Raw genomic sequence first — 12,506 nt, 5'->3', positions numbered from 1 at the left:
CACCTTCAAGTACAAGGTTTTTAATTTGTTGTGTCTACTTTGTACTAGACATAATAAAAAAACCTTACATTACTGTTAAGACTTCAGTATACAGCCAATTTAAAAGATGATGTTTTCAAATCGAATAATTATCACAAATTGATAACTTCCATTTTCTTAAATAAATTACTATAATTGAAAAATTCACTTATAATTTCTAAAAAAACAACCTAATTGTCATCATCTGATATTATCACGTAAGAAAAGCACTAAATTATTTTTAATTCATTGATTTTTAGAATAAGTTAATTACTACAATTAAGTAAAATCCCTCATTAATTTCTCACTTTCAATAAAAACATAACAAACTCATTTACAACACATAACATATTATAAAGAAAAAACAACATGCTTTTAATCAGTTTTTTATGCATTTCATAGAATTCATAAAGTATATACTTTATATTAGCACACACGATTTTACCTAACCCAAATATTTCTTAAAAATCAATGATTCATGAAAAAAAATCTACTTTGCCTACTAATCTGTTTAATTGTATTTTATACACAGGCTCAAACACCAGGTGTTTCAATTTTTTATGAACAAAGCCCTGGAGATACTAGAGAGTATATAGAATATATTCCAGGTAATTTACCTATAATTATATCTGCACCACATGGAGGGGTAAAGCAATCTGGAAGTACTATTGGTAGTGTTTTTTATCCAGATAATGATTCTTCTTTACCAGATAGAAATTGTGGTGGAACTAATGTAAGAGATGATAATACTGAAATTTTGGTTAGAGAAATTCAAGAAGAAATTTTTAACTTAACAGGGTGTTATGCTCATGTTATTATCAATAATTTACATCGAACAAAACTAGATCCAAATCGAGCAATAGGTGAAGCGACTTGCGGGGACTCAGATGCCATAGACCATTGGAATGCCTGGCACAGTTTTATTGACCAGGCTAGTACAGCTGTCGAAGCCAATTGGGGAAAAGGCCTTTATATAGATTTACACGGGCAAAGCCATTCTATAGCAAGAATTGAATTAGGCTATAACATCTCTTCTTCTGAATTAAATAGCTCAGATTTAAATGAAGCATCTATTATTAATAATTCTACAATAAAAAACCTTGTTTCTAACAATTTGGGTTCTTTAAATCATGAGCAATTAGTAAGAGGTAGTGAAAGTCTGGGTGCTAAATTAAAAGCTACGACTGCTACATTTTACAATAATAATGTAAACCCAGGTTGTGGAGTAACATCAGGATACAGAGCCATTCCTAGTAATTTTGATAGTGGCGCATCTAATAGTTGCGATGATACAAGACCCTTTAGTAACTTTTATTTCGCTGGCGATTTTTACAATAACTTAAGACATGGTTCCGGACCAACAGCCAGCGACGGAACTGGCGGTGGTGGACACATAGATGGTATAATGAGTGAAGTAAATAGAAGTGTTAGGGATTTAGGCACTTATAAAGGCAACTTTTTTGATTCAAAACCGCAAACCTTAGTTCCTTTTGCTAAAGATTATGCTGCTGTAATACTTGATTATATTGATACACATTATAATGATTTTGCAAAGTTCACTTACAGTTCAAATAGTTATGCTACTAATGGTAGTGACCCAACCCCAAGTATTACTGGAGTTTCTGGAGGAAGTTTTTCCAGTACTTCAGGCTTAATAATAAATAGTTCTTCAGGAGTCATTGATGTTTCTGCCTCAACAGTTGGAAATTATGTTGTCACCTATGCTGTCGGTACTTGCGGTTATTATAAAGAAACTCAAAATATTGAAATTACAGGCTTTACTCCAATGGCATCGTGCCAAAATATTAATGCTCTATTAGATGGAGCTGGCAATGTTACGATTACGGCTGCCGATATTAATGATGGTAGTAGTATTGGTAATTTGTCTATAAATATAGATAGTTTTACTTGTGCTAATCTTGGTGCAAATAATGTAACATTAACTGCTACAGATCCTGGGAACCCTGGAAATACAGATTCTTGTGTTGCTATAGTAACTGTTACCCAACCTAACAAGCCTGCGGATGTTGTTACCAACGAAACCATCTGCTCGGGAGAGACTTTTACATGGTTCGGTAACGATTATACGACCAATCAAACAGGAACGACCATTGTCAATGATGGATGTACTGCCAATCAGGTATTGAACTTGACGGTAGATACAGGTCTACTGTATTATATAGATAACGATTTAGATGGATATGGTTCTACAACTAGTATCATGTTATGCAGCCCTACTGCACCGTCTGGATACTCTATAAATAGTAACGATTGTAATGATGATGCCCCCAACATTAACCCAGATGCAACTGAAATACTTAATAACGCCATTGATGAAGATTGTGATGGTATTGCTCAAACCACTTTGGAAATAGACGATATAGATTTGGACAATGTGACAATATCCCCAAACCCTTTTTACGATTTTATTAATATTGGACTGCCTTCAAGTTTGGATAATAATGAATTTAATATCGAAATATTTGACCTAAACGGAAGGAGTATATTCAATAAAATTCTTTTGAGTAACAATGGAATTATTAAAGTTTCAAAGTTGGACAATTTAGAACAAGCTGTTTATCTGATAAAAATCATTAATAAAGAAACAGGAATCAGTATTCTTAAAAGGTTAATTCGATTTTAACCTATAAACTTACACTTACAAGCACTAAATATACACCTACAAAAAGACAGGTTTGTTGAAAAATCTGTCTTTTTATTCAATTGAAAATCAATAAGTTACACCTAAAATGTATTTCATCGATTTTTTTTGCATTTCATGGAGTTAGCATATACATTTGGAACAAATTTATTAGCCCCAAGCTAAAAGTTAACCAACTATGAAAAATTTAGATTTTTCAAAAATTAAATATGTTACATGTTTGTTTTTGCTATTATCAACAACTCTCTCTCACTCTCAACATTGCTCATCAGACGGTAATAATACTTCTGATGAGTATATAGGAAGAGTGCAATTAAGCACTATTGATAATACATCAGGCGCCAGTGCTGGTTATTCAGATTTTACAGCAATATCAACTAATTTAAATACGAGTACAAATTATACTATTACTATCACGCCAACCTGGACGGGTACAATATACGACGAAGGCTATTCTGTTTGGATAGATTATAATCAAAATGATGATTTTACTGATCCTGGTGAACAAGTATGGTCTCAAGCTGCTTCTCAAACCACACCAGTATCTGGATCTTTTACAATTCCGGGTACTGCAACCACTGGAAATACCAGAATGAGAGTATCTATGAAGTACAATGGAATCCCTACATCCTGTGAATCCTTTGCCTTTGGAGAAGTAGAAGATTATACTGTTAATATTGTTGCGCCATCTGCCCCAGAAATTAATCTTGTAGGCAATGCTACAACTATTGCAAATGGGGACACAACACCTACAGTTGGAGATCATACAGAATTTGGTTCTATTGCCAATTCTACAACTTTAGATCGCACATTCACCATTCAAAATACAGGTACATCTACCTTAAATTTAACGGGAGGAACACCTATTGTAGATATTAGTGGCAATGCTGCTTTTTCTATTTTAACACAGCCAAGTGCTAATACTATTGCTAGTGGCGGGGATTTAACTTTTGTAGTTAGATTTGCCCCTACAACCGATGTGACTAATGCACAAGCTACGATCTCTATTGATAATAATGATACTACAGGCAGTGAAAACCCTTATACTTTTGTGATACAAGGCTCTTCATTTACACCAGCTCCAGAAATAAATATTCAAGGAAACTCAACTGATATTGCTTCTGGAGACACCACTCCTATAGCTGGAGATCATACAGAATTTGGTTTTATTGCTAATTCAACAACTTTCGATCGTACATTTACCATTCAAAATACAGGTACTTCTACTTTAAATTTAACAGGAGGTACACCTATAATTGATATTAGTGGTAATGCTGCTTTTTCTATTTTAACACAGCCAAGTGCTAATACTATTGCTAGTGGCGGGGATTTAACTTTTGTAGTTAGATTTGCACCAACAACCGATGTAACGAATGCACAAGCTACGATCTCTATTGATAATAATGATACTACAGGCAGTGAAAACCCTTATACTTTTGTGATACAAGGCTCTTCATTTACACCAGCTCCAGAAATAAATATTCAAGGAAACTCAACAGATATTGTTTCAGGAGATGTAACACCTATTGCTGGAGATCATACCGAATTTGGAGCTATTCTTAATGCAACAACTTTAGACCGTACATTTACTATTCAAAATACAGGTACAGCTAACTTAAATTTAACAGGAGGAACACCCATAGTTGATATTAGTGGTAATGCTGCTTTTTCTATTTTAACACAACCAAGTTCAAACACTATTGCCAGCAGCGGAAACCTAACTTTCGTAGTTAGGTTTGCTCCTTCTGTGATTGGGACTAATTTACAAGCCACTATTTCTATAGATAATGATGACAGTAATGAAAACCCTTATACTTTTACAGTACAAGGCTCTTCATTTAACACGAATCCAGAAATAAACATACAAGGAAACTCAATTGATATTGCTTCTGGAGATACAACACCAGCTTTTGGCGATGATACCGAATTTGGAGCAGCCATAACCTCAACAACAATTGATCATACATTTACCATTCAAAATACAGGCACCTCTACCTTAAATTTAACGGGAGGAACTCCTATTGTAGATATTAGTGGCAATGCTGCTTTTTCTATTTTAACGCAGCCAAGCGCTAATACTATTGCCAGTGGAGGAGATCTAACTTTTGTTGTTAGGTTTGCCCCTACTGTAGTTGGTTCTAATTTACAAGCCACAGTTTCTATTGATAATGATGATACTGATGAAAACCCATATACTTTTGTTGTACAAGGTTCTGCGCTACTAACCAATTCACCAGGAAATGTTGGTTCTAATTTACAATTGTGGTTACGTGCAGACCAGGGTATTGCTTTAACAGGAACAGATGTTGATTCCTGGACAGACCAATCTGCCAATGGGTTTACCGGAGCATCTCAAGGAAGTACAGACGCCGAATATGTTGCTTCTGGACTTAACTTTAATCCTATTTTGCGATTTTCTGGAAATTCATTTTATAATTTAGGTAATCCATCACAACTTGATTTACAACCAAACACAGATGAAATGACCATCATTACTGTTGTTGTTACTGGTGGGGCAACTACCGGAACTGTATTTGGTAAATCAAATAGTTCAACACGTAATTATCAAGTTTGGTTTGGGACAACAGATCGTGTATTACACCATACCCTAGGAAGACAAGGAGGTAATCAAGCCGTACGTTGGGGTACAATTTATGCGTTAAACGAACCTAAAATTACAACTGGTGTTGTTTCTAATACCGGTAATAGTTTAACTAGGTTATCACCATATGTTAATGGTGTAGCTGACCCTGCCGATAGAAATGACGGAACTTCTACAGGAAACTCTGTTACTGATGTTTTAGTTGGAGCAAGAAGGGATGGTACAAATTCCGGTTCGGGTTATCGTTATAATGGGGATATTGCGGAAATTATAATGTACGATAGAGACTTAAGTTCTACGGAGCGTCAAAAAGTGGAGTCTTATCTATCTATAAAATATGGTGTTACTCTTGGTTCTAATGATGCTTTTTGGGATTCTGGAACTAATACATCAACGCCATTTGGTTATGCAGGAACCAGTAATGATTATATAGCTTCTGATGGCAGTATACTTTGGAACGGTGCTCTAAATGCTGGTTACGGATATAATGTTTTTGGTATTGCAAGAGACGACAATTCAAACTTATTACAGCAAAAGTCTAAAAGCGTTAATGTTATACCAGAACCTATTTTAACAATGGAAGCTGAGACTGGCTCTTTAAATACCGATTTAAGTTATTTACTAGTTGGTAATAATGGTGATAATATAGCACTTACTACTACAAGCCTTCCTATACGATCAACAAATATTTTAGAAAGAAGATGGATCGTTAGGGAAAGTACTAATGACCCTGGAACTGTTACCTTGGAATTTGATTTAAGCACCTCTCCTATCACTGATGCACAAGGAGCAAATTTAGAATTATTAATAGCAGATAATACAAGTTTCAATAATTATAAAAATATTGTAGGTACTTATAATGCAACTACAGATATTTTAACTTTTACTGGTATAAATTTTGAAAATGCAGAATATTTCACCTTGGGTATAACCGAAGACTATCAAGATGATTATCATTTAAGTTTTAATGGTACCACAAGATATATTGATCTTGGAGACAATAATGATTTAACTGGACATTTCACAATCTCAGCATGGGTAAAAAGTAATACTAATGGTAGAACCATAGTTTCTAAAGGAAGTGCTTCCGGCTATGAGCTTAGTATTAATGGTTCAGGAAATGTGGTTATGAGTTTTAATTCCGGTACACAAACCGTAACGTCAACTAATAGTGTGCCACAAAATATTTGGCATCATGTTGCTGTGATTTATAATGGAACAACCACAAAGATTTACATAGATGGTATAGAAGATGGTACTGCTAATATTAGTACATCACCTGTTGCCAATTCAGAAAGTTTCCTTATTGGCGCATCTGGAAGTTCACCCAGCAACTTCTTCTCGGGTGAAATGGATGAATTAAGGATTTGGAATCGTGCTTTAACTGTAGATCAGCTTAGATTTATTATGAATCAAGAAATTGAAGTTTCTGGAGGCAATGTCTATGGTACACTAATTCCGCAAACTGCAACTAAACACGAGATAAACAGCATTCCTTCAGCAGATTTATTAGCATATTATCCATTCTCTCACATAAGAGGTAATTGTGCATTAAATGAATCTTCAAACACGACACAAAACGGAAGGCTTTTTAATACACCTACCAGTGCTATTGAAAATCAAACGACTCCTCTACCATTTGTATCTAATGACAATACAGGTTGGGATATATCAACCACCTGGTTAAATAATGGCGTACAATACACTCCTAATACGACAATTAATGGGACGCAAGTAGATTGGAATATTGTTGAGATTAATCATAATATCTCTGTTGACAGAGATTTAAATGTTTTAGCATTAATTTCGAATGCCAACGAACTTACCATAAATGGTGATACCGCTGCAAATACTGGACATGGGCTAACTATAACACATTATCTAAAACTTGACGGTTCTATAGATTTAGAAGGAGAGTCTCAACTCATCCAAACTACAGGTAGTGATTTTGATGCTACTAGTACAGGTACTTTAGAAAGAGATCAACAAGGAACTTCTAACACTTACATATATAATTATTGGTCTTCTCCAGTTGCCCCATCAAGTAATGGAAGTTACACCCTGGCTAATGTCTTTAATAATATTAGTTTCTTGGGCTCTGGATATAATGGTACTGCTACACCCTCTGTTGCTGTCGCAGATTATTGGATATGGAAATATGCAAATAGAGCAAGTGATAACTATTCGGAGTGGCAACATGTTAGAAGTACAGGAACTTTATTGCCAGGAGAAGGATTTACTATGAAAGGTCCTGGCGTAGCGACTCCAAATCAAAACTACGAGCTACTAGGACAACCAAATAACGGAGATATTACTTTAACATTAAGTGATAATAATGATTATCTAGTTGGAAACCCTTACCCTTCAGCTATTGATGCCAATGCATTTATTTTAGATCATATTAGTGTTACTGAAGGGGGTAATTACTCAGACCCAACCGAAAACATTATTAATGGCGCCTTATATTTTTGGGATCATTTCAGCAATAATACGCATAACTTAAAAGGATATCAAGGTGGTTATGCAACTTATACCCTCATGGGGGGGGCAGTTGCCATTTCAAATGATGCCAGAATTGATGCTACAGGAGCAATTGGAACAAAATTACCTGAAAGATATATTCCAATTGGTCAAGGATTTTTCGTGTCCGCTGTATTAGATACTGATTTAGTTGGAGATCCAAACGATCCTGGAATTACTTTACCTGTTAATGGAGGTACTATTACATTTAGTAATAGCCATCGTGTATTCCAAAGAGAAACGGTTTCTGGAACCAATACTGGATCATTATTCCTTAAAAATAACTCTAAAGGAAAATCAACTACAACTGCAACTAATAGTCAAATAGATACCAGACAAAAAATTAGATTGATGTTAGATTCACCTGATGGTTACCACCGCCAATTACTTGTTGGTGTTGATGAAAACGCATCAAAAGGATTTGACATTGGTTATGATGCATTGTTAATCGAAACCAATAGCGAAGATATGTATTGGAATGTCAATAGCTCAAACTTAATCATTCAGGCTGTAGATAACTTTAACGAAGAACAAACGCTTCCTTTGGGTGTAAAAATTCATAAAGAAGGCATAGCTACTATAAAAATTGATGATTTAAAAAATATTAGTAGTAATCAAAATATATATTTACATGATATTGAGCTAAACATATACCATGATTTAAAACAGAGCAACTATGAAGTGTTGTTAGTTCCTGGAGAATACCTAGATCGTTTTGAAATTGCATTTTCAAATCAACAACAGTCTTTAAGTTCAGAAGATGTTGAAAAAACTAATCTGCAAGTTTATTTTTCTAATGAAAAAGGTAGTATAATTATTCATAATCCCATTTTAAAACAAATTAAATCTATAGAGATATACAATATTTTAGGTCAATCTATTTATGAATTTAGTACAGAATCTAATAAGAATTATATCGAACACAAAACACCTAATATTATAGCTGGTACTTATATTATCAAAATGAAAATGGGTGTAGAAACCATTTCTAAAAAAATATTAGCCAAATAATAGTTTTTAAATGACCAGAATTTAATTCTTGTTCTTTCAACTAGTAGCAAAGAAAAAACCCAAGATTTTATTTTAATCTTGGGTTTTCTTTTTCTAATTAACTCGAGTTTCCAATTATTTTAGTTTCTCAATATTTTATTAAAACCCTGAGAAATTAAATCGCTATTTTTTAATACGTAAACGAGAAAAATGTTTAATTTCGTTTACGTACATGTATAAATTTATAGGGATATAGCTAAATAAAACGTCATAATTTTGTATAAGAAAAGAGTTCATCCGTATAGTTAAATTTCTGTCTAATACTCTTAGCTTGTGCCCATTTCTTTTCTATAGGATTCAAATCAGAGATGTATGGAGGTAAGAATTCCACAGTATGCCCTTTTTGTTCTATAGCCTCTAAAGCATCATTTCTTTTGTGAAATAAGCGTTATCAAGACAAAAATAATATGGATTTAACTATAATTAGTTAGCTGCATATAATTTGTTTTGATTGATTTTATACTCTAACCATTTTAAGTTATAAACTTGTTAAAGATCGTAGTTTTACTTTGAGAGAGCAATTAATTCTAAAACAAAACTCATTAAAATATCTATTAATATTATAATCACTCACCTAAGAATACGCTGTTCTAATCCATGATCTAATTTGAGGAATCAAAGTAGGTTGTAAAGTTTTAAAATTCATCCTTTATTACTCTCAATTTGATTGATATTTTAAGCTTTAACAATAGGTCTGTATCCTTTCCATGTATCTGTGGTTGCATTGGCATCACGACTGACATGTTTTATGATACTTTATATTATTATTAAAAATTTATAAAGCTATTTTTTAGGCTTAATTGTTTTTCAAAACCTAAATCAAAAAAAGACGCTAAGACCGTTTCAATACTAAGCCTTTTACATTTACCTTGTAATCAACAAACGTATTCCAATGACCATCACCTAACCATAATAAAACTTTATATCCTTCGCCATAAACAACTATGGGGCGAATATTTTTAAACTTAGAATTTGATGTTATAGCTTTCCATTTAATAGAAGTTATATCATCTTTTTCTTTAACTTTTGCACTGTAAATTTCATGTGTGCCGCCAAGATCTTTACCCGTATTAGGGTCTACATCTGTAGATATAAATACGTTTCTCGGATCTTCTGGATCTAAAGCCAATAACCCCGTATAACTACTTTCATTTGTATAAAGACATTTACCCGCAAAGGCGATTTCCCTATCCACCCATTTTTTACCATTCCATGAAGCTAAGCGATATCGATGATCACCATTTGATACATAACGAGTATACCCAATATGGGGTCTTGATTTTTTGTCTTTTTCAATAGCACAGGTCCACGCACTATTTTCTGCACTAGCACCGTGTCCTCCTTTTCTACGGATAGCACTACCTTGGTATATTTTTTCAGATTCTGAAGGCGTTAATGGACCTTCTGAAAGATCTTTAATCTTAGTGCCATCTACATTGTAAAATGTGCCGTTACGAAAATCCGCATAATAAAGACTATTTCCATATTTTCTAGGATGTGCCTCTGTAAAAGATACGCCTATCGTATTATCATCTCTCTGCAAATAGCGTACATACGGCCGGTTTCTACTACCTAGTCCGTCAGATATAAAATGGGTTTCATTACCCCAAGTTTCCCCATGGTCTGAAGAAGTAATAAAAGCTGGGTTATAATTAGGACCATCACGGAAAAAATTATAAAGCAGACCTTCATTTTTCATAGAATAAAGATTCATGTAAGTAACTCCTCCCTTTACTTTCGATTCATAATCATGAACAAACTGTTTTTCTTCGCCCCAGCGTAAGTAATCTTTTGATGACGAAATACGGTAATAATGAATACGTTCTTTACCGTGTTTTGCATATACTGCCAATAAACTACCATCTGGTCTTACATGAAAGGCTGGCACATCGTGATCATCAGCTTGAAAATTTTTATTAAGTACCACAGTCCCTAAATTGTTATTGGCTTCTAAATCATAAACACTTACTTTAACATCGCCACTTTCACCACTCAGTCCTCCTATAATAAGCTTTTCATTTTTAATTACTGCTCTTGGGTCTTGGTACCAACACCATCCTCCATCTTCCATATAGGTAGTGAATTCTTGAGCCTTAGAAACCCCTGTCACTAAAAACAGAATTATAAATAAACTTCTCTTCATCATAAATTATTTTAATTCTTTAGTTTACCGTTTAATAGTTTGTACACTTCGGTTCCAGCTGCCAGAAAAGCACCTGTTCCATAAACTTCGGTATAATTAGCAAAAGAATCTCCAGGAGATGCTCCAACAGGTTGTACATAGCCTAACATGCCCTCTTTAGTTACACAACCCTCCAATGCTTTCCATCCTTTTAATATAATGGGCTCAAAAGTTGAACGATCTAAAAATCCTTGGTTTACGCCCCATGCTAATCCAAAAACATAAAACGATGTTCCACTAGTTTCTTTTATAGGATAACCTTGCTCTCCTCCCAATAAACCCATAGACCAAGTACCATCTTTACGTTGTATTTTTTTTAGTTTATTAGCCATTTGTTTATAGAGCTTAATATAAAAATCCCTTTTCTCCCAATCAGTCGGTAAATCTGGAATCATAAGTGCCAGACCTCCAAAAACCCAACCATTGCCTCGTGCCCAAAAAACCTTTTTGCCATTTTCTTCACGCTTTATAAAATAACTGGAATCTCTCCAAAAAAGACCTTCTTTTTCATCCCAAAGCAAATCATATGTTGCACGATACTCTTGATCCATAAAATCTAAATACTTTTTATCCCCTGTGATTTTCGCCAATCTTGCCCACACTGGAGGTGCCATAAATAATGCATCGCACCATCCCCAACGTTTATGAGCATCCGTTCCTTTTTCCCATTTCAACGAACCTGTTTTAGGGTTATCTAAAATCCAATCAAATTGCTTTTGAGTGGGTTCAAGCATTTTAGGTTCTTTAAATTGCCTATAAAGATTAAGATAAAACTGACCTACAACATGATCATCCGCATGATAAGGCAGTCTATGTAATTTCCATTCATTTCTATCGCCTATCTCTTTTAACCATTTTACATATTTTGTATCTCCTGCTATCTTACTCCATTCATACATACCAGCATATAGTGCTCCACAATGCCACGTCAAATCATGATATTTGTCTCTATTGCGCCTACTTTCTTTTTTGGATGAAAGCGCACGGTAAGTCCCCATATCTTCAAACGTTCTGATTTGCCAATCAGCTACTTTTTGGGTTATTGCTTTCACTTCTTTAGGAGAAGATATATTAGTTGTATTTGCTATTTCTTTACTTCCAGAACAACTTATTATTACGAATACTATTAAAAAAACTACTGAAAACTTTAAAATTATTTTACTTAACATACTACAAAAGGATAAATTAGTTCAAAAATACAATCGATTGTATTTTTTGATAAATTTTTTTAAATTAACTATTTGCAATAGTAGTATTTAATTTTAAGAATTTCAAATTTAACGATTAATAAATGAATTATATTAACAAGTTAAGTTAAATAAGCGTAAATGATAGCTATTTTTCTACCTAAAAACATTCAAGAAATACACCAAAAATAATCACTCCAACAATTAAGAATATTAAAACAAATATGATGAATTTCGTACCTATTTTGATTACTTTATCTTTTTGAAAAATATAATCTCTTCTTT

General features: G+C 33.7%; 4 protein-coding genes and 2 pseudogenes. 2 read left to right on the top strand and 4 right to left on the bottom strand.

Features of this window, described 5'->3' with window-relative positions:
- Nucleotides 1-496 precede the first annotated feature (496 nt).
- Together EM932_RS00330 and EM932_RS00325 are read left to right on the top strand one after the other, a co-directional pair.
- Complete coding sequence (locus EM932_RS00330) at nt 497-2,662, top strand: T9SS type A sorting domain-containing protein (RefSeq protein ID WP_135874318.1); 2,166 nt, start codon at nt 497-499, stop codon at nt 2,660-2,662.
- Between the two features lie 196 nt (nt 2,663-2,858).
- Entirely contained in the window at nt 2,859-8,813 is a 5,955-nt protein-coding gene (locus EM932_RS00325; RefSeq protein WP_135874316.1) for a choice-of-anchor D domain-containing protein, read from the top strand.
- 247 nt (nt 8,814-9,060) lie between these two features.
- Here EM932_RS00325 and EM932_RS21370 read toward each other — a convergent pair.
- The 4 genes and pseudogenes from EM932_RS21370 to EM932_RS00305 all read right to left on the bottom strand — a co-directional run.
- Nucleotides 9,061-9,222 (bottom strand): annotated as a pseudogene (locus EM932_RS21370) (transposase); the annotation flags it as partial.
- 103 nt (nt 9,223-9,325) lie between these two features.
- Nucleotides 9,326-9,602: pseudogene (locus tag EM932_RS00315) on the bottom strand (IS1595 family transposase); the annotation flags it as partial.
- Nucleotides 9,603-9,684: 82 nt separating this feature from the next.
- Nucleotides 9,685-10,998, bottom strand: a complete 1,314-nt coding sequence (locus EM932_RS00310) for a BNR-4 repeat-containing protein (RefSeq protein ID WP_135874314.1) — start codon at nt 10,996-10,998, stop codon at nt 9,685-9,687.
- An 8-nt stretch (nt 10,999-11,006) separates the two neighbouring features.
- Nucleotides 11,007-12,203 (bottom strand): glycoside hydrolase family 88/105 protein, encoded by a 1,197-nt coding sequence (locus tag EM932_RS00305; protein WP_135874312.1) that lies wholly within the window; start codon nt 12,201-12,203, stop codon nt 11,007-11,009.
- Between the last annotated feature and the right edge of the window lie 303 nt (nt 12,204-12,506).

The organism is Flavivirga rizhaonensis (genome assembly GCF_004791695.1).
Classification (GTDB): Bacteria; Bacteroidota; Bacteroidia; order Flavobacteriales; family Flavobacteriaceae; genus Flavivirga; species Flavivirga rizhaonensis.
The sequence above is the reverse complement of the archived record's forward strand: the minus strand, read 5'-3'. Positions and strand labels throughout refer to the sequence as shown.

Bases quoted from the DNA above. Each gene is read 5' to 3' on its own strand.
- EM932_RS00330 (WP_135874318.1), top strand. From the start codon at position 497: ATGAAAAAAAATCTACTTTGCCTACTAATCTGTTTAATTGTATTTTAT.
- EM932_RS00305 (WP_135874312.1), bottom strand. From the start codon at position 12,203: ATGTTAAGTAAAATAATTTTAAAGTTTTCAGTAGTTTTTTTAATAGTA.
- EM932_RS00325 (WP_135874316.1), top strand. From the start codon at position 2,859: ATGAAAAATTTAGATTTTTCAAAAATTAAATATGTTACATGTTTGTTT.
- EM932_RS00310 (WP_135874314.1), bottom strand. From the start codon at position 10,998: ATGATGAAGAGAAGTTTATTTATAATTCTGTTTTTAGTGACAGGGGTT.